The 18385-nt window shown below is 62.6% G+C and carries 15 protein-coding genes; 3 read left to right on the forward strand and 12 right to left on the reverse strand.

What is annotated here, in order from left to right; genetic code table 11:
• Positions 1-165: 165 nt before the first annotated feature.
• The gene (locus BO1_RS18310; RefSeq protein WP_028218806.1) at positions 166-849 is read right to left on the reverse strand and encodes a type 1 glutamine amidotransferase domain-containing protein; all 684 of its coding nucleotides are present in this window, start codon (positions 847-849) and stop codon (positions 166-168) included.
• 205 nt (positions 850-1054) lie between these two features.
• Positions 1055-1657, reverse strand: a complete 603-nt coding sequence (locus BO1_RS18315; protein WP_028218807.1) for a TetR/AcrR family transcriptional regulator — start codon at positions 1655-1657, stop codon at positions 1055-1057.
• A gap of 81 nt (positions 1658-1738) precedes the next feature.
• On the opposite strand from BO1_RS18315, the gene BO1_RS18320 reads away from it, so the two are divergent.
• Positions 1739-2389, forward strand: coding sequence for an SGNH/GDSL hydrolase family protein (locus tag BO1_RS18320; protein ID WP_028218808.1), 651 nt, complete (start codon positions 1739-1741; stop codon positions 2387-2389).
• Positions 2390-2506: 117 nt separating this feature from the next.
• Here BO1_RS18320 and cyoD read toward each other — a convergent pair whose 3' ends face one another.
• The 4 genes from cyoD to cyoA are packed head-to-tail and all read right to left on the reverse strand — an operon-like array spanning position 2507 to position 6376.
• Positions 2507-2836: a cytochrome o ubiquinol oxidase subunit IV gene (gene cyoD / locus BO1_RS18325; RefSeq protein WP_028218809.1), complete on the reverse strand. Its 330-nt coding sequence runs from the start codon at positions 2834-2836 to the stop codon at positions 2507-2509.
• Entirely contained in the window at positions 2837-3448 is a 612-nt protein-coding gene (gene cyoC / locus BO1_RS18330; RefSeq protein WP_028218810.1) for a cytochrome o ubiquinol oxidase subunit III, read from the reverse strand.
• Complete coding sequence (cyoB, locus tag BO1_RS18335; protein ID WP_028218811.1) at positions 3448-5481, reverse strand: cytochrome o ubiquinol oxidase subunit I; 2034 nt, start codon at positions 5479-5481, stop codon at positions 3448-3450. The genes cyoC and cyoB overlap by 1 nt, the downstream gene beginning before the upstream one ends.
• A 7-nt stretch (positions 5482-5488) precedes the next feature.
• Positions 5489-6376: a ubiquinol oxidase subunit II gene (gene cyoA / locus BO1_RS18340; RefSeq protein WP_043285347.1), complete on the reverse strand. Its 888-nt coding sequence runs from the start codon at positions 6374-6376 to the stop codon at positions 5489-5491.
• A gap of 150 nt (positions 6377-6526) precedes the next feature.
• On the opposite strand from cyoA, the gene BO1_RS18345 reads away from it, so the two are divergent.
• Positions 6527-6745 carry a hypothetical protein gene (locus BO1_RS18345; RefSeq protein WP_028218813.1) on the forward strand — a complete coding sequence of 73 codons (219 nt, stop codon included), beginning with the start codon at positions 6527-6529 and terminating at the stop codon, positions 6743-6745.
• Here the strand turns inward: BO1_RS18345 and BO1_RS18350 are convergent.
• A complete protein-coding gene (locus tag BO1_RS18350) occupies positions 6727-8277 on the reverse strand; it encodes an NADH-quinone oxidoreductase subunit M (RefSeq protein WP_028218814.1) in 1551 nt (516 codons plus the stop codon). The genes BO1_RS18345 and BO1_RS18350 overlap by 19 nt on opposite strands.
• 747 nt (positions 8278-9024) lie before the next feature.
• On the opposite strand from BO1_RS18350, the gene BO1_RS18355 reads away from it, so the two are divergent.
• A complete protein-coding gene (locus BO1_RS18355) occupies positions 9025-9504 on the forward strand; it encodes a hypothetical protein (RefSeq protein WP_028218815.1) in 480 nt (159 codons plus the stop codon).
• A gap of 76 nt (positions 9505-9580) precedes the next feature.
• Here the strand turns inward: BO1_RS18355 and BO1_RS18360 are convergent, their stop codons facing one another.
• The 5 genes from BO1_RS18360 to BO1_RS18380 form a co-directional block, all read right to left on the reverse strand.
• Positions 9581-10939 carry a sugar efflux transporter gene (locus BO1_RS18360; RefSeq protein WP_028218816.1) on the reverse strand — a complete coding sequence of 453 codons (1359 nt, stop codon included), beginning with the start codon at positions 10937-10939 and terminating at the stop codon, positions 9581-9583.
• A gap of 445 nt (positions 10940-11384) precedes the next feature.
• The gene (locus BO1_RS51590) at positions 11385-13736 is read right to left on the reverse strand and encodes a tetratricopeptide repeat protein (RefSeq protein WP_052409510.1); all 2352 of its coding nucleotides are present in this window, start codon (positions 13734-13736) and stop codon (positions 11385-11387) included.
• 1093 nt (positions 13737-14829) lie between these two features.
• Complete coding sequence (locus BO1_RS51595; RefSeq protein ID WP_043285335.1) at positions 14830-16548, reverse strand: acid phosphatase; 1719 nt, start codon at positions 16546-16548, stop codon at positions 14830-14832.
• 61 nt (positions 16549-16609) lie between these two features.
• The gene (locus BO1_RS18375) at positions 16610-17476 is read right to left on the reverse strand and encodes a proteasome-type protease (RefSeq protein ID WP_028218817.1); all 867 of its coding nucleotides are present in this window, start codon (positions 17474-17476) and stop codon (positions 16610-16612) included.
• 102 nt (positions 17477-17578) lie between these two features.
• Entirely contained in the window at positions 17579-18379 is an 801-nt protein-coding gene (locus BO1_RS18380) for a transglutaminase family protein (protein WP_028218818.1), read from the reverse strand.
• Positions 18380-18385: the final 6 nt, after the last annotated feature.

Genomic DNA, 18385 nt, shown 5'->3' on the forward strand with positions numbered 1-18385 from the left:
GCAGCGATTGCCTCGCTGCCTTCGCCGCAAGACCGCCGGCTCAAAACTGGAGAACCGGCGCAGCAAAGCAACCGGACACGACACGCGCGCCGAGCGTCCGGTCGAAAGATTCGAGACTCAACGGGCCGCGCCAGCAGTCGATCGCCGACGGCAACCCGCCCAGGCTCACTTGCTGCGCAGCGCCGCGAGCAGCGCCTCGGCCACAGGTTCCGACGAAGCCGGGTTCTGCCCTGTGATGAGCAGCCCGTCGGTCGCGACGTGCGGCGCCCAATCGGCGGCTTTCGTGTACTTGCCGCCGCTTTCCTTCAGCATGTCCTCGACGAGGAACGGCACCACGTCGGTCAGTTGCACGGCAGCTTCTTCACTGTTCGAAAAACCGGTGACGGCCTTGCCCGCCACCAGCGGCCGACCGTCCGCGCCCTTCACGTGACGCAGCACACCCGGCGCATGACACACGGCTGCGACCGGCTTGCCCGCCGCAATCGTCTTCTCGATCAGCGCGATCGAAACAGGATCCTCCGCGAGATCCCACAGCGGGCCGTGGCCACCAGGATAGAACACGGCGTCGAACGCGCTCGCGTCCACATCGGCGAGACGTTTCGTATCGGAAAGTTCTGCACGCGCCGCGGCGTCGGCATTGAAGCGGCGCGTCGCATCGGTCTGGGCCGTGGGGTCGCTGCTCTTCGGATCGAGCGGAGGCTGGCCGCCCTTGGGCGAAGCCAGCGTGATCTGCGCACCCGCGTCGCGCAACGCGTAGTAAGGCGCGGCGAATTCCTCCAGCCAGAAACCGGTCTTCTTGCCCGTATTGCCGAGGTCTTCGTGCGAAGTCAAAACGATCAGTACCTTCATCGGCGTTCCTCTTTTCGGTGGTGTCCGGGCGCTCGCGCGCCCCGCGAAACCGGTCGGCGCGGCATAGTGCATGCGCGCTATTAGACCGGTCGTCTATTCACGGGCCGCATCGAACGGCCCTTCTGGATGGCGCCCGCTCAAGGGCGCCGGTTCACTGCATTTCCTGCTGCATGCCTGTTGCTGCGTGGCCTGGATTCGCGTTCGATCAATCGCTGGGCGGCAGGTTCAACATTTGCCGCGTGGTCGCCATCGCAGCGTCGAGCGGGCTGCGGTCGCGGCGGATCTTTTCCATCAGCGTTGCACCCAGCCACAGTTGGTAGAGTACCGCCGCCGTCACGGCGGCATCGCCCACGCCCGCGAGCGAGCCATCGGCCCGGCCTTCCTCGATGCAAACGGCGATACGCTCGACGATCTCGTCGGTGCCGCGGCGCAGGACCGCGCGCATGGGCTCCGAGAGGTCGCTCACCTCCGCGCCCAGCTTCACCGCGAGACACTTGCCGTCAGGACCGTCCGCGCATTGCAGCGTACGCCACTCCTCGAAGTACCCGATGAGCCGCATGGCCGGTGTATCCGTCTGGCGCCCGAACTGCGCTTCGAGGCGCTCTGCGTACTCGGTGAAATACGACGTCAGCAAGGCTTCGCCGAACGCCTCCTTCGAGCCGAAATAGTGATAGAACGACCCCTTGGGGACGCCGGCGGCCGCCAGGATCTCGTTGAGACCGACTGCCGAAAAGCCTTTGCCCAGCAGGATGGGCATGGCGGTATCGAGGATGTGTTGCCGCACTTCAACGGCTGGCGCTGCGTTCATGGGTCGCCATGTTACCGGCCGAATAGACCAGTCGTCTAGTAATCTCACGTTTAGCGTAGTGCCATTACCGGAGAGACAGTCATGTCGTCACGCACCCTGCTCTGTTACGGCGATTCCAACACCCACGGCACCAAGCCGCTCAACCTGCCCGGCGTGCTCGAGCGCTTTGGCCCCGCCGACCGCTGGCCCGGCGTGCTGGCCGCGGCGCTCGGCAGCGAGTGGCACGTGATCGAGGAAGGTCTGCCCGCGCGCACGACGGTTCACGACGACCCGATCGAGGGCCATCACAAGAACGGCCTCGCGTATCTGCGTCCGTGCCTCGAGAGTCAATTGCCTGTGGACGTCGTCGTGCTCATGCTCGGCACCAACGACCTCAAGGCGCGTTTCTCCGTCACGCCCGCCGACATCGCCAATTCGGTCGACGTGCTGCTCGAAACGCTCGTGGCCTGCCGCGCGGGCCCGGGCGGCTCGACGCCGCATGTGCTGTTGATGGCGCCAGCGCCGATCGACGAAGTGGGTTTTCTCGGCGAAATCTTCACGGGCGGCGCGGCCAGGTCGCGCCTGCTCGCGCCGCTCTACGAACGCGTGGCGGTGAAACACGGCTCGGCGTTTCTCGACGCCGGAGAAATCGTGAAAGTCAGCCCCACCGACGGCGTGCACTACGAAGCCGATCAGCACCACAAGCTCGGCAAGGCGGTCGCGGAACTCGTGCGGCAGCGCTTCAGCGACTGAAGTTTCCGAAGCGAAATCCCGCGCCCAAAATGAAAAACGCCGCCGGGCCGAAGCCCTGGCGGCGTTTCCTTGCCATTGCGCCCGGTGCCGGGCACCGGACGCAAACGAGGCAAGCGATTAACGCGACATCATGTTCATGCCGACGTTGTGCATGACCCACAGCGTGCCGCCGACGATGATCGCCACCGTCAGCACCGTATAGGTGAACGCGGTCACGTTCCAGCGCTGGCTCGACGACGTGTTCATGTGCAGGAAGAACACGAGGTGCACGAGGATCTGCACGACAGCCAGCGCGGCCAGGCCGAGCAGCGCGGTTTCGCGCGAGAAGCCGCCATGCAGCACGAGCCAGAACGAAGCGGCCGTGAGCACCACCGCCAGGACGAAACCTGCCAGATAGCCGCCGAGGCTGCCGTGGCTTTCTTCTTCGTGGATGGAATGAGCACTCATTTAGATCACGCTCGCAAGGTAAACAAAGGAGAACACGCAGATCCAGACGATGTCCAGAAAGTGCCAGAAGAGGCTCAGGCACGACAGGCGGCGGATTTCGCGCTCGCCGATTTCCGGCGCCTTCAGCGTCTGCACCATCAGGACGATCATCCAGATCATGCCCATCGTCACGTGCAGACCGTGGGTGGCCACCAGCGTGAAGAACGACGAGAGGAATGCGCTGCGCTGCGGGCCCGCGCCTTCTTCGATCAGGTGCGCGAATTCATGCAGTTCGAAATACAGGAAGGTCGCGCCCAGCAGGAACGTGACAGCCAGCCAGAACAGCACCTGGCCGGTGCGCTTCTTGTACGCGCCGATCATCGCGAAGCCGTACGTGATGGACGACAGCAGCAGCACTGCCGTTTCCATCGCGACGCCCGGAATGTCGAACAGGTCCTTGCCGGTCGGGCCGCCTGCGAACTGGTTCTGCATCACGGCGAACACTGCGAACAGCGAGCCGAACAGAATACAGTCCGTCATCAGGTACAGCCAGAAGCCGAACACCGAGTGTGACGGCGGGTGATCGTGGTGATCGTGCTCCGCGAGTGCGGCCGCACTTGTATTCGTCAACATCAGTTGGCCTCCAGTGCTTCTTCAACCTTGCCACGGCGTTGCTTGTCAGCGAATGCCTTGACCAGTGCGCGGTTGCGCAGTTCTTCGTCAGCCCGGACCTTGGCGGCCGGGATGTAGTAGCCCTCGTTCTTCTGGAAGCTGTAGCCGATGGCCGTCGCGAGAATGCCGACGAAGCCAGCGATGGCGAGCCACCAGATGTGCCAGATGCCTGCGAAGCCCAGCACGAGGCTGAACATGCCGATGAAGAGACCGGCGCTCGTATTCGAGGGCATGTGGATGTCGGTGTACTTCGTGTTCGCGACGTCCGTGGTCTCGCGGCCGGTTTCCTTCAGGTGCGCGAACTCGTCGAGCTCGCTCACGTGCGGGATGACTGCGAAGTTATACGACGGCGGCGGCGACGAGATCGCCCACTCCAGCGTACGGCCACCCCACGGATCGCCCGTCAGGTCGCGGTTTTCCGGCAGGTTGCGGTCGCGGATCGAAACATACAGCTGTGCGAACTGGTGCACGATGCCGATCAGCACGAGCACGGCGCCGAACCAGGCGATGATCATCCACGGATGCCATGCCGGGTTGTCGTAGTGGTTCAGACGGCGGGTTGCGCCCATGAAGCCGAGCACGTACAGCGGCGTGAACGCGACATAGAAGCCCGTGAGCCAGAACCAGAATGCACGCTTGCCGAGCTTCTCGTTGAGCTTGAAGCCGAACGCCTTCGGGAACCAGTAGTTCATGCCGGCGAGATAGCCGAACAGCACGCCGCCGATGATCACGTTGTGGAAGTGAGCAATCAGGAACAGCGAGTTGTGCAGCACGAAGTCCGCGCCCGGGATCGCCATCATCACGCCGGTCATGCCGCCGATGGTGAAGGTGACCATGAAGCCGAGCGTCCACAGCACCGACGAGTTGAACTCGAGGCGGCCGCGGTAGATCGTGAACAGCCAGTTGAAGATCTTCACGCCCGTCGGGATCGAGATGACCATCGTCGCGATACCGAAGAACGCGTTCACATCGGCGCCCGAGCCCATCGTGAAGAAGTGGTGCAGCCACACGACGAATGCCAGCACCATGATCGCGCAGGTCGCGTAGACCATGGCCTTGTAGCCGAACAGCGGCTTCTTGGCGTACGTTGCAACGACTTCCGAGAAGATACCGAACGCCGGCAGGATCAGGATGTACACCTCGGGGTGACCCCAGGCCCAGATCAGGTTCAGGTACAGCATGGCGTTACCGCCGCCATCGTTCGTGAAGAAGTGCATGCCCAGGTAGCGGTCGAGGCCGAGCAGCGCGAGCGTGACGGTCAGGACCGGGAACGCGGCCATGATCAGCACGTTCGTGCACAGCGCCGTCCACGTGAACACCGGCATCTTCATCAGCGTCATGCCAGGGGCACGCATCTTGATGATGGTGACGAAGAAGTTCACGCCGGTCAGCAGCGTGCCGACACCCGAGATCTGCAGCGCCCACAGGTAGTAATCCACCCCTACCCCGGGACTATAGGCAAGCTCCGAAAGCGGCGGATACGCGAGCCAGCCGGTCATCGCGAACTCACCCACGACGAGCGAGATCATCAGCAGGATTGCGCCGACCGCGGTCATCCAGAACGACAGCGAGTTCAGGAACGGGAACGCGACGTCGCGTGCACCGATCTGCAGCGGCACCACGATGTTCATCAGGCCGACCATGAAGGCCATCGCCATGAAGAAAATCATGATCACGCCGTGCGCCGTGAAGATCTGGTCGTAGTGGTGCGGCGGGAGGTAGCCCGGCGCGTTGTACGCGAGCGCGAGCTGGGTACGCATCATGATGGCGTCGGCAAAGCCGCGCACGAGCATGATGAGGGCGAGCACGATGTACATCACGCCCAGACGCTTGTGGTCGACGCTCGTCAGCCACTCCGTCCACAGATATTTCCACTTACCGAGGTAAGTGATGCCACCGAGCACGAATGCTCCGATGAGCGCCATGCCGATCATCGTGCCGAGAATAATCGGCTCGTGATATGGAATGGCATCCAGTGTAAGTTTTCCGAACATGCCTGGTTTACCCCTTGGTCACGCACGACGGGTCACTGAAGTTCGTGACATGGCCGTTGTTGTACTTCGCAATGATGTTGTTGAAGAGCTTCGGGTCGACCGTCGAGAAGTACTCAACCGGAGCCTTCTCGCTCGGCTTCGCAACCGTCGCGTATTGATCCATCGAAAGCGACGTCGAGGACGCCTTGACCTTCTGGACCCATGCGTCGAAGTCTTGCTGGTTCGTTGCGATCGTGCGGAACTTCATGTCCGAGAAGCCCTTGCCGCTGAAGTTCGCCGAGAGACCGGCGTAGTCGCCTGCTTCGTCAGCGATCAGGTGCAGGCGCGTCTGCATGCCGGCCATCGCGTAGACCTGGGTGCCAAGCTGCGGGATGAAGAACGAGTTCATCACCGAGTCCGACGTGATGCTGAAGTTCACCGGCGTGCCGACCGGCACAGCCAGCTGGTTCACCGTGGCAATGCCGAGGTCCGGATAGATAAAGAGCCACTTCCAGTCCAGCGCGACCACTTCGACGTTGATCGGCTTGACGTTCGATTCAATCGGCTTGTAGGGATCGAGCTCGTGCGTGGTTTTCCACGTGAGCACGCCGAGGAACAGAATGATCAGCGTCGGGACAGTCCAGACGACGATTTCGATGGCCGTCGAGTGCGACCACTTCGGCGCGTAGGTGGCGTTGCGGTTCGACGCGCGATAGCGGTACGCGAACCACAGCGTCAGGACGATCACAGGGATCACCACAATCAGCATGGCCCAGGTGGAGGTCGCGATCAGCGACTTCTCCGCCATGCCCACGCTGCCCTTGGGATCGAGGACTTCCAAGTTGCATCCGGAAAGACACATGGCCAATCCGGCACTGACGGGAAGCAGTAACCTTTGCAAGGTCGTTCTTTTCATCACGTTTGCCTGAAATTCATTCATTGAATAGTTCCGGACGCATCCCCTGACAAGCGACAAAGGAAGCGCGCCCGAATCATACAGCCGCTTTGATCGAAGACAATCAATGAATGCAGAAAATGACCTTTGTCAAAACGGAATCGAGACACTTTGTCGCATGTGTTCGCGAGGTTTGTCGCGCCTCGGGAACACACGCACGCCGTGCCCTACTTCGCACTTGACATCGATCCGCCGCGGCTTCTTTCGAATCTCAAAATTCGAAAACTGCTGGACGCACTCGCGCGCCGCGCCGCCTCACGGCGGGGCGGCGCGCAGGTGCGCCGTCATTCCTTACTGAGCGATCACTTGCTTTACGTCGGCGAGCGCTGAGCGGTGCGAGCGTCCGCACCCGCCGCGCGCACGGATTCCGTTTGCGCGGCATCTTCGACGGGTTGCTTGGTGCGGCCGGCCTGGGTGACGAGGTTCGCCGCCGAGAGCTCGATCGCGTCGGTCATGGGCTTCGGATAGAGGCCCACGGCCAGCACCAGCGCTGCGAGCGAAGCGAAGATCAGCGTTTCGCGGCGGCCGAGATCGGCCAGCTTCGCAACGCTCTTGTTCGCCACAGCGCCAAAGATCACGCGCTTGTACATCCACAGGGTGTACGCAGCGCTCAGAATGACGGTCGTCGCGGCGATCGCGCCGACCCAGAAGTTCACGCGAACGGCGCCCATGATGACCATGAACTCGCCCACGAAGCCCGAGGTGCCCGGCAGGCCCACGTTGGCCATGCAGAACAGCATCATGAAGGTGGCGTAGCGCGGCATCACGTTGACGACGCCGCCGTAGGCCGAGATGGTGCGCGTATGCGTGCGGTCGAACAGCACGCCGACCGAGAGCAGCAACGCGCCCGAGACGAAACCGTACGAGATCATCTGCACGATCGCGCCTTCGGTGCCGATCTGGTTGAAGAGGAACAGGCCCAGCGTCACGAGGCCCATGTGGGCCACCGTCGAGTACGCGAGCAGCTTGGTCATGTCGGTCTGCGCGAGCGCGAGCAGGCTCGAGTACACCACGGCCACGAGCGAGAGCGTGATGATGACCGGTGCGAAGAAGTGTGCGGCGTCAGGCGTGATCGGCAGCGTGAAGCGCAGGAAGCCGTAGCCGCCGAGCTTGAGCATCGCCATCAGCACGGTCGCGCCGGTGGGCGCCTCGAGGTGGACGTCGGGCAGCCAGGTGTGGAACGGCCACATCGGCACCTTGACCGCGAAGGCCGCGAAGAAGCCGATGAAGACGAGAATCTGCGGAACGAAGCCGAGCGAGGCGTTGTGCCAGACCGACATGTCGAAGGTGTGCGACTGGCTGTAGAGGTACAGCATCGACAGCAGCATCAGCAGCGAGCCGGCCAGCGAGAAGAAGAAGAACTTGACCGCGGCGTAGCTGCGGCGTGCGTGGCCCCACGTGCCGATCAAGAGGTACAGCGGGATCAGCGTCGCTTCGAAGAACACGAAGAAGAGCATGCCGTCGGTGGCCGCGAAGGTGCCGACCATCAGGCCCGAGAGAATCAGGAACGCGCCGAAGTACTGGGCGACGCGCACCGTGATCGAGGCCCACGAGGCGATCACGATCACGAGCGTGGTGAACGCGGTGAGCACGACGAGCCACATCGAAATGCCATCGATCCCGAGACGCCAGGCCACGCCGAAGTCGGGCAGCCAGTTGCGGAATTCGACGAACTGCATGCCGGCAACGTGGTTGTCAAAACCAGTGATCAGCGGCAAGGTCAACAGCAGGCCAACGACGGCGCCGATCAACGACAGCCAGCGTACGCGCTGCGGATGACGATCCGACCCGACGCGCAGCACTGCCACGCCGAACAGGATGGGAATCCAGATCGCCAGACTCAGGAATGGAACGGATTGCATTTCAACGGGACCTCAAAAATGCGGAGCGAATAGCTTCGTCAGCGCACGGACTGATACGCAAGCAACTTGAAAGATTGACGTGGGGTGAAAATCGGACCAGACAGGCTGTAATCGATTCGTCAGCTACGAGGCGAAATGCAACACACGTTCAAGGGTTAACGAGGGTAATCGGTATACGGAACTTTTGCAGCGCAACAACACGGGTCGAATCGAAAATTGATGCAAGTCATTGTTTTTATTTGAAACTGTACTAAGGCGAAATACAACAAATTGCCCGGCAGACATCTTTTTTGATCACGAAAGTGCCTCTCGCAACCGCCAGGACGAGCCCAGGAGCGACATGACGTCGCGCCGTGCGGCCCGAATAATACCTTACTTGTTTCTTTCGGTTCAATGACTTATGCATCGAGGTATGGCCCCTCGAAGCGCGCCAGCCCCGCTCCGCGCGCGTTTGCGCGGTGCAAAAAAAAGCCCCAGCCCTATGCAGGCCGGGGCGAACTCTCACGGTGCGCCAGCGGCGCTGGTACACGCATGTCCGGCACTTTAGCCCCTTCCGGCCCCCGAATTAAGCGGTCTGCCTGGAAGAGTCCTTTCTTGCGCGCCATGGGATCGCGGTGCCGCCGGAATCGCGGTGCCGTGGATGGTCCTGGTCGGGTCCTGGCTTATTTTGAGAATGAGAATCATTTGCATTTGATCCGGATTTGCAGCACCATAGAGCCCTTGCCGCCCGACACGACAGGAGGCTTTATGACCCCGACCGCCCCATTCGCGAGAAATGACACGCTGATCGACGAGACCTTCATCCAGCATCCGGACAGCGCCGAGCAAACCGTGCTGCGCGCGGTACGCACCTGGCTGCGTCCGCGCTGCGACGCCTCGGCCAGGTCCGAGAGCTGGCGCGGCGTGCTCGCCGAGGCCGGGCTGGCCGCGGACGGCATCGACCAGTTCGCGTTGCTGATGACCACCCTGTGCCGCGCCTCGTGCCGCCCGCTCGACACACGCTGCCGCTGCGCGTCCGAACTGGCGAAGGACGAAGGCTCACTGTTGCAGGTGATCGCGCTGCTGCAGTCGACGCGCAGCGAGGCCGCCGTGCAACTGCTCAACGACTGGCTGCCGATGCCGAGCGTGAGCGGCACGCTCAAGACGGCGCGCTGGTTCGCCATCGCGCTGCTCGACGCGGGACTGCGGTTGAGCCACCGCGCGCGCCGCGTCACGTACATGCACTGAGCGCTTCGATTCCGCGCGTGCGTTCGTCCTCCTGAGTTGATCTGGATGACTGATCAAATCGTATGCACTTCCAGTGCTACTCTCGCCTGGCGCGCCGCTCCTTGACATAGCGGCGCGCGGCGTGCGCCATCTGCGGATACACCTCGCCTGGAACGGCGAACAGCACGAGCGCGCAGAGCGCGAGCACGGCGCAGAACAGGAATGTGCCGCGATACCCCAACGCCTGCACGAGCAAGCCCGAGAGCACGCCGGATAGGATCGAACCCAGCCGCGCGGAGTTGAAGAACAGCGCCGTGGCGCGCCCCGGCGATTCGGGCATCAGATCCTGCACGTAGGTCATGCCCAGACACGACGTGACGGCCACCACGAAGGCGTTGAGGATCTGCATGGGAATGAGCGCGTGCACGCCGGGCGCCGCCGACATCGACACGAAATACAGCGCGTGCACAACGGCACAGGCGGCGAGCCAGTGCAGCTTGTTCAGGCGCGACGCCTTCGCGCCGAGCGCGAGCATCATCGGAATCTCCATGAAGGCGCCGAGACCGAGCATGATCGAGACGTCGATGCGCGTGCCCTGCAGGCCGTGCACGATATAGAGCGGCAGCACGATCATTGTCGCGTTGGCGGCAAGGCCGATGAGCGTGAGCGCAACCACGGCGCGCATGATGTCGCTCTGCGAGACGTCGGGCGCGCTGACGTGCACGCGCTGCTTCACCGCGGGCTGCACTTCGGCCTGGGTGAGCGGCTGGCCTTCGTAAGGCGCTATCGCCTCCTCGGCAAGCTCCTGCGCAACCTCTCCTGCCGTGGGCCGCGTCATCAGATGCTGTGTGGCGTGCTCGTCGAGGCGCGGCTCGCGCATGCGCCAGACGATCGTGCCGCAAGCAGCGAAGCTCGCTGCCGCGAACAGGAAGAGCCCATAGAAGCCGGTCGCCGCGAGCACCAGCGCGCCAACCGCCGGACCGAACACCCATGCCGCCGAAAGAATCGTGCGCAGCGTGGCGCTCGCGAAGGTGCGCTCGGCGTCGTCGGAGGCCGGCAACGCCGCGCGGCTGAACGAGAACACGAGCGACAGCGCGCAGCCGCCCGCGCCAATGAACGCGATGCCCACCGCGAGCAGCAAGCGGTAGTCGCGCACGATGCATAAGCACAGATAGCCAAGCGTGGCCGCACAGAGCGAGGCGAGCAACAGCGGGCGATGCTTGCCGGTGGCGTCGCTCCAGCGCCCGGCCGCTGTGCTGGCGATCACGCCGCTCGCCGCGATCACGGTCATGAACACGCCGAGCCGCAACGGCGTCATGCCGGCACGCTCGACGCCGAACAAGGACAGATACGGCGCGGTGAACGACATCGCCACGCCCAGCATCAGGGTGGCGGCGGCAAGCGGCAAAAAGCCGGGGATACGCAGAAGACCGACAAGGCGCGAGTTCTTGAGCACGGCGCGACGCTGAAGGGGAGGAAAAGCCGCAACGCGCGAAGCGTCACGATCAGGGCGTATCGAGCCGATTATCGGGCGCGAGCCGGGCGTCGCGCAAGGTGCTTGCAAGGCGTGTCAGCATCTGGGTGCGCTATCCACAGATTTTGTTGAGAGGCCTGTGCGTAACCTTGGGACGAGTGTCGCAAGTATCTGATGCGTATCGGATTGTGCACGCCGTTTCCGAATGCAGCAGATTCGCAGCGGATACGAAACGCGGTGGTGGGCTTGTCCACAGTTTTTGTTGAGAGCCTTGTGGGCAACCTTGGGACATTCACGCTAAGTCCATGATCCGAAACAGCAAGTGCGCGAAAGCCACGGCGAATGCACAAATTTTGCGCGAAAAAGTTGTCTACAGATTCTCTGGACAAGTATTTGCAGACAACATGGCAGCAGAGTCGCACAGCCCTTACTCGTCCCGCTCGCGCCGGCCTTCGCAGTACGCTTGCCACATTGCCCGGTATGCTCGTTCGATATCTGCCGCGAATCGTTGCGCATCCATTAGCGGCGATGCTTCCAGACGCGCTCTTAACAGGCCACGCAAAGCGGAGAGACGGGCTAAATCGTCTGCAAGTGCACAGGCTGCACGCACAAATTCGCCGTCGGAACTCGCAGCGAGCTCTGGCATCCCAAGATTCCCGGCGATACTCCTGCCACCTCGACTGATGGCTGAGCGCCCGGCTAGCGTGATGACAGGAACACCCATCCAGAAAGCATCCAAACTGGTCGTATGACCGTTGCACGGAAAAGTGTCAAGCGCGACGTCGATGCAATGATAGGTTTCCAGATAGGCGCGACGGGATTGTCGGCCGACGAGCAGCACACGTGAAGGATCAATGCCGTTTGCGCCGTATCGCTCGATCAGATGATTGTGATGTACGCCCCGAGGCGCCAAAACCAGCAAACGAGACCCGGGCACAGCGGCAAGAACAGCGCCCCAAAGGCGCAAAGCGTGGTCACTGACCTTCGCCGGATTATTGAGGCAACCGAAAGTGAACGGCGCGCCATTTGCAGCCGGCAGATCGTTGACAGCCAAGTGCTCTACCTGGGGGTCATAGCACCAGAATGCATGGGGCAAGCGAATGGTTCGTTCCGAATACAATGCGTCGCGACCCGGCTCGTCCTCAGGGTCCAGCCAGGGGTCCGAGAGACGGTAATCCATGGCGGGACTACCGGTTGTACCAGGGTAAGCGAGCCAGGCAACCTGTACAGGCGCAGGGCGCCGCGCAAACAACAGGCGCCGGCAATCCTCCATGTGCATGGTTAAGTCAACGAGTATATCGATGCGATCGACATGAATCTGTTGCGCGAGCGTTTCATCGTCAAACGCGTGAACATCGCGCCAAACATCGGCCAGGTTCCTGAGTGCTGCGGTTGTGCTATCCGGCTGCCTGACGCTCGAGTAGCAAACGATTTCAAAGTTCGCGTGATCGTGATGGGACAACACCGGCAGCGTGAAGAGCGACTGACAATGCGAATTGAAGTCAGGTGAAACGTAGCCGATGCGCAAGCGCCGGCCAGGTGTACGATCATTCGACTCGTCACCGGTACGCCCGATTGCAAGAACAGGCGCCTCGTGTTGTGCGACAAACCGGCTACACTCGTCCAGGATTGCCTTGGGGTCATCCGTCTGGAAAGGAAGCGTGAAGACGAGGTTCGCATGAGCTACGATGTTGCCCGGATCACACTCGAGCGAAGTGCGCAAAGCAAGGATCGATCTCGTTGCACACCCCAAGGCGAGGAAGACATTGCCAAGGACCGCGTGCGCAGTTGCAAGCTCAGGATTCAGGTCGATCGCCCTGCGCAGCGCCACCAAAGCTTCGGCTGGATCGTTTTTCGATAGCAAATGCCCAAGCAGATGCCATGCGTTTGCGTGATCGGGCTTCAGTGCCACAGCTCGCTTTAGCATTTCGACGGCTTCGTCCACGCGCTGATGGCAAAGCAACGCGCCAAGATTGTAGTGTGCGCTTGCAAGGCGCGGATCGAGTGCAATGGCCTTGCGCGCAGCACGCTCGGCTTCGGCCTGACTTGTGGTTGAAAGCACATGGGCGAGATTGGACCAGGCTACCGCAAAACCAGGGTCTAGCTCTACAGCTCGCGTAAGCGCGACCTGAGCTTCGCGTCGCCGTGAATTTGAGAGCAGGTGCCCTAACGCATTCCATGCGGGCGCAAAGCCGGCATCCAGATCGACTGCACGTCGCAGCGCGTTTTCCGCTACTTCTTGTTCAGATTGCTCGAGCAGAACGCCGAGATTGAACCAGGCCCGCGCGAAGTCGGGGCGCAATGCAATTGCTTGTTCGTATGCGGCTCGTGCTTCCTCCGGGCAGGTCGCGCGCAGCAGATTTCCGAGGTTGTTGTGTGCTTCCACGAGTGAAGGCGCAAGCTTGATTGCCTGCCGGAGATGCGCCTCCGCCTGGTCAGCATCTTCGGGACCAAATGTATTGGAAATATAGAAGTGAGCGGCCGCACGCGTCGGATCGAGCTCTAGCGTACGACGAAGCGTCATGCGCGCATCATCAATGCGGCCTTGCCTGAGCAACGCACAAGCGAATTCCAGCGCATCCCCGGCATTCGTGCTGTATGCGAGCGCGTCACGCAAGGACGCTTCAGCATCGGTGATCCGCCCAGCGGAGAACGCAATCAGGCTCGCCAAATAGTGCGCTACAGCATTTTCGGGTGAGGCGGAAATTGCCGCTCGGCAATGCTTTTCGGCATCGGGCAGAAGACCTGCACGCCAGGCGGCGAGTGCGGCGTCACACATGATTCAAGATTGTTTTCGTTGAAGGCTAACACTATGGACGCTGGAATAGGCGATTGTCTCCACCAACCAAGGGCGGCCCGCGTCCGGTCCCACCTTAGACCTGATCCGCTCTACAACTTGAACAGGTTATCGGAATCCTGATGATGCGCGGATGCAAAGATGGACGCTTCGACCGGCGCCTGCGCGGCAACTGTCGATGTGATGCCAGCAGTGCCTGCGCCGAGTGGAAGCTTGACCAGGAAGGTCCCGCCTCACAAACCCTGGATCACATATTCATTGAGCTTGCGCATGGATAACGACCATAATTAAATATCGTCATCGCAAATCTTTTTGCCCTGGCGTTCCCAGTTTCAATGCCAAGTCAATCCTCGCGCTATTCGATTCAGCAAGCTATTCAAGCCTGCGCTGCCTTGCATTCGCGAGCGCCACTTGCGTATTCAACTGACGCTTGGCAGGCCTTGCGTCGCGTCTGCGCGACTTTTGCGTCAGCCTATGCGATGTCGATTACGGCAGTGAGTGCCTGGCCAGCCAGGGAAGCTGTGGATGTTCCGCGCTCGCTGCGCCAATACCCTTGCCCATTTCAGCAAAGCGCTACATGCCGTGCTGGATCTCCAGCACCTCCATCGATCGGTTCTACCCTATCGCGTTCCCCACGAAACCGACGCACTGGACCGATGCCGGTCCTGAGCAAAGCCATCGACCAAGCAGCTAACCTGTTGAATCTAAACAGAACCGATGCTTGCAGGGTGTTGGAACGGCGGCAAAGTTCTCCACAGATTTTGTTCACAGCCTTGTGGGCAACCTTGGGACATTCACGCTAAGCCCCTGATCCGAAACAGAAAGCGCCCCAAAGCCACGTCGGATGCACCCATTTTTCGCGAAAAAGTTGTCCACAGATTTTCTGGACAACTCTGTTGATAACCGCCTGGGGATCGCGCCAACTCATTGATCGGACGGATAGTTCATCGATTCAGTCACAGAAGCGGCAACTGAGTTTCCAATGAGCAACCCGTCATCGACTTCGGGGCATGCGATGGCGGCGAGCGCGTTTCGCATCTGACTTTCTCGCGCCCGCACCGCCATCGACACGCCATCACGCCAGATCGAGCGCCCCCACCAGATCGCCCGGCGGCGTTTGCCCGCGCGAAGCGAAGGCGCGGTCGCGGGACGCCACGCCGTCGAGCGGCGCGAGTCCGTGCACGCGGCTGATGAAGCGCAGGATCGAGTTCGTGTCGTAGAACGTGTGATCCACGTAGCCCTTCTTCGCGAACGGCGCGATCACGAGCGCCGGGATGCGCGAGCCCGGCCCCCAGCGGTCGCCCTGCGGCGGCGCGACCGGGTCCCACCAGCCGCCGTTCTCGTCGTGCGTCATCACGATCACCGTGTTCGCCCAGTGCGGGCTGCGTTGCAGATGCTCGATCACGGCGGCGATGTGGCGGTCGCCCGACGCCACGTCGGCGTAGCCCGCGTGCATGTTCAGGTTGCCTTGCGGCTTGTAGAACGTGACGGCAGGCAGGCGTCCCGCGTCGATGTCGGCGAGCAGGCGGTTGGTGGCCGGATCGTCGCCGAGGCCCGCATCGCGCAGATGCCGCGCGCGCGCCGCCGTGCCCGGCGCATAGCTGGCGAAGTAATTGAACGGCTGATGGTGATACTGGAAGTCAGGCACGGCACCCGTGTCACGGTGGTCGAGCGCGTACTGCCAGGCGCCGCTATACCAGGCCCAGTCGACGCCCTTCGCCGAAAGCCGGTCGCCGATCGTCGCGTAGGTTTGCGGCGGCATCACGCGCGGATTGGCGGGATCGGCCCACGCGGGATTGCCGTCCTCGGCGGGCCGCACGCTGCTCGGCTGATACGGCGGCGCCATCGTGTTGACCGCAAAGCCGTCGGGCGTGAAAAGGCCGTCGTTCACGAACTTCGGCGGCCCGCCGAGCGCCGAAGGCGGGCAATTGGGCGCGAGCTTCAAGCGTGTGCCGAGCGGATCGTCGCCTTCGACCACGGAGACGAGGTGCTTCGCGGGGCTCGACTGAATGTCGGGATAGTACGGCGCTTGCGCGGAAATCAGGTAGATGTGGTTCAGCCAGGAGCCGCCGAACGCCGCCATGAAAAAGTTGTCGCAAAGCGTGTATTGCTGCGCGAGCTGCCAGAGCCGAAGCGTATCGGCGGAGTTCTCGTAATAGCCCATCACGAGACCGCCCGAATCGCCCCACGCGGCGAACTGGTCGTTGCGGCCCGCGTTGATCTGCATCTGGTTCTGGTAGAAGCGATGGACGAGGTCGCGCGTGATGATTCCGTTCGGCAACGGATGGCCATGCGCGTCTACGATGCGAAACGGCCGGTTCTCCAGGCCGGTGATGGCCTGCTCGCCGATCATGTAGCGTTTGCCGTCGAGCTCCTGCGCCTGCGGGACCAGGCCGCCCCAGATCTTCGGCAATTGCGCGAGCGGGGTCTTGCCGTCGCGGTCGAATTGCGTGTAGCGCTGGGCGGACACGCCCGAGAGCGGCGTTTGCACACCCGGGAAATTGCCGTAGAGGTTGACGAAGCTGCGGTTCTCCGCGTAGATCACGACGATGTGGCGCACCTGATCGCGCAGCGCCGCGTCGAGGCGCGTATCGCCGGCACTGCGCGGTGCCGCGCCCACCGTTTGCCCGGGCGACTCGCAGCCGCCGAGCGCGAGGCCCACGCCAACCGCTGCGAGCCCGCCCAGCACGCGGCGGCGGGCAGGATCGTGCGGACCGTCATGATTGGGGCCGCCATGTGCATCGAGCTCGTGCTCGTTGCCCTCGTTTGCTGCCTTCGAATCGTCATGCTTCATCGGCCTGCCTCCTGTCCGGTCGAGAAACGCACCATGCGCGCCTCGCAGGAGGATACCGCGCTCAGGCGTTGCGCGGCGGTATCGTCGGCTGCGGCCCTTGCGCGAGCGTCTGCGTGGGACGCAGTTCGTCGCTCGGGCTTGCGTGCGGCGCATGGGGCGCCGCCGGAAAATCCGCGCGCTCATGGCGCGGCGCGTTGCCGTTGTCGGTCCACAGCGGATCGGGAATCTCGCCGAACACCTGACGCAAGCGTTCGCCCCATGTCGAGTGCAGCATCTGGAAATAATCGTTCGAATGGTCGAGCGAGGCATAGCGCGTCACGCGCAGCGTGTCGCGTTCATACACGATCAGGTCGAGCGGCAGGCCCACCGACAGGTTGGAGCGCAGCGTCGAATCCATCGAGATGAGCGCGCATTTCGCGGCCTCGCCAAGCGGCGTGCGCGGCGTGAGCACGCGGTCGATGATCGGCTTGCCATATTTCGATTCGCCGATCTGGAAATACGGATTGACGCTCGAGGTCTCGATGAAATTGCCGGCCGCGTAGATCTGGAAGAGGCGCATGGGCTGCCCGCGCATCTGGCCGCCCAGAATGAAGCTGCAGTTGAATTCGACGTTGAAACGCTTGAGCGCCTCGGCGTCGCGCCGATGCACTTCCCGCACCGCCTCGCCCACGATGCGCGCGGCCTCCACCATGCTCGGCGCGTTCCAGAGCGTGGGCCGGGCGGGATCCTGCTGCTCGGTGAGCTCCTGGAGCGTGGCCTGGGTGATCGCGAGATTGCCGGCCACGAGCAGCACCAGCACGCGCTCGCCGGGCTCCTCGAACACCGCCATCTTGCGCGATGTGCTGATGTGATCAACGCCCGCATTGGTGCGTGTATCCGAAAGGAAAACGAGTCCCTCCTCCACCGCCATCGCCACGCAGTAGGTCATGATCGTCCTTCGCCTCGGGTCGTGAAGCACCGATTCTCGCATGCGCAACGCCAGCAGTGCGCATGCGAAACCGGTACTGTTCCCTTTGTGATAGCGGGAAAACTATTGCTGGGCGCTTTGCGCGCTAACCTTCACGCTGACGTCGAGCGTTTCGCTCGAGCCGCCAATGCGCCGGCCACGCACCGGCGCCGCCGCCTCGTAATCGCGGCCCACCGCGATCCGGCAATATTTCTCGCTTGCGAAACAGGCGTGCGTCACGTCCACGGTGACCCAGCCGTTGTCGATCCAGACGTCGACCCACGCGTGACTCGCCATCTCCTGCACATCGCCAGGATCGAAGTAGCCGCTCACATAACGCGCCGGCACGCCGCGCGCGCGGCACAACGCCAGCATCACATGCGCGTGATCCTGGCAGACGCCGCGGCCCAGTGCGAACACGTCGGCGGCCGTGTGCGCCACGTCGGTCACGCCGGACTCGTACTGCACGCGCTGCGTGATGCGCGCCGCGGCGTCGAGAATCGCGGCCGCGTCGTCGAGCGGCGCAAGGCTGTGCGCGAACTCCGTGAGCGCCTCGTCCGCCTCCGTGAGGCGCGTGGCCAGGGTGAAGTGATGCGTGGGGATCGGCCCCTCGCCTTCCGGCAAGCGACCGTCGGCGAGCGGGATGGTCTCCACTTCCCCGCGCACCCGCAGACGGATCTCCTTGTGCTGGCGCGATATCACCAGCGTCATGAGTGCATTGCCGTATGCGTCGCGGCTCGTTTCGAGCTTGCCGGGCGCATCCACATGCCATTGTGTGACGATCTGCGCGGGCGTCGTGAGCGGCGCGAGGCGCAGTTGCTGGATCGAGTAATGCACCGGCGCTGCGTAGCGGTACACGGTGTCGTGGCGAATTGCGAGCTGCATGGCGAA

The sequence above is a fragment of the Paraburkholderia oxyphila NBRC 105797 genome (genome assembly GCF_000685075.1).
Lineage (GTDB): Bacteria > Pseudomonadota > Gammaproteobacteria > Burkholderiales > Burkholderiaceae > Paraburkholderia > Paraburkholderia oxyphila.

What these genes read in the sequence shown, in the direction of transcription:
- BO1_RS18380 (WP_028218818.1), bottom strand. Translation starts at nt 18,379, where the DNA reads ATGCAGCTCGCAATTCGCCACGACACCGTGTACCGCTACGCAGCGCCG.
- cyoB (WP_028218811.1), bottom strand. Translation starts at nt 5,481, where the DNA reads ATGTTCGGAAAACTTACACTGGATGCCATTCCATATCACGAGCCGATT.
- cyoA (WP_043285347.1), bottom strand. Translation starts at nt 6,376, where the DNA reads ATGAAAAGAACGACCTTGCAAAGGTTACTGCTTCCCGTCAGTGCCGGA.
- BO1_RS18355 (WP_028218815.1), top strand. Translation starts at nt 9,025, where the DNA reads ATGACCCCGACCGCCCCATTCGCGAGAAATGACACGCTGATCGACGAG.
- BO1_RS18320 (WP_028218808.1), top strand. Translation starts at nt 1,739, where the DNA reads ATGTCGTCACGCACCCTGCTCTGTTACGGCGATTCCAACACCCACGGC.
- BO1_RS18315 (WP_028218807.1), bottom strand. Translation starts at nt 1,657, where the DNA reads ATGAACGCAGCGCCAGCCGTTGAAGTGCGGCAACACATCCTCGATACC.
- BO1_RS51595 (WP_043285335.1), bottom strand. Translation starts at nt 16,548, where the DNA reads ATGAAGCATGACGATTCGAAGGCAGCAAACGAGGGCAACGAGCACGAG.
- BO1_RS18350 (WP_028218814.1), bottom strand. Translation starts at nt 8,277, where the DNA reads ATGCAATCCGTTCCATTCCTGAGTCTGGCGATCTGGATTCCCATCCTG.
- BO1_RS18310 (WP_028218806.1), bottom strand. Translation starts at nt 849, where the DNA reads ATGAAGGTACTGATCGTTTTGACTTCGCACGAAGACCTCGGCAATACG.
- cyoC (WP_028218810.1), bottom strand. Translation starts at nt 3,448, where the DNA reads ATGTTGACGAATACAAGTGCGGCCGCACTCGCGGAGCACGATCACCAC.
- cyoD (WP_028218809.1), bottom strand. Translation starts at nt 2,836, where the DNA reads ATGAGTGCTCATTCCATCCACGAAGAAGAAAGCCACGGCAGCCTCGGC.
- BO1_RS18375 (WP_028218817.1), bottom strand. Translation starts at nt 17,476, where the DNA reads ATGACCTACTGCGTGGCGATGGCGGTGGAGGAGGGACTCGTTTTCCTT.
- BO1_RS51590 (WP_052409510.1), bottom strand. Translation starts at nt 13,736, where the DNA reads ATGTGTGACGCCGCACTCGCCGCCTGGCGTGCAGGTCTTCTGCCCGAT.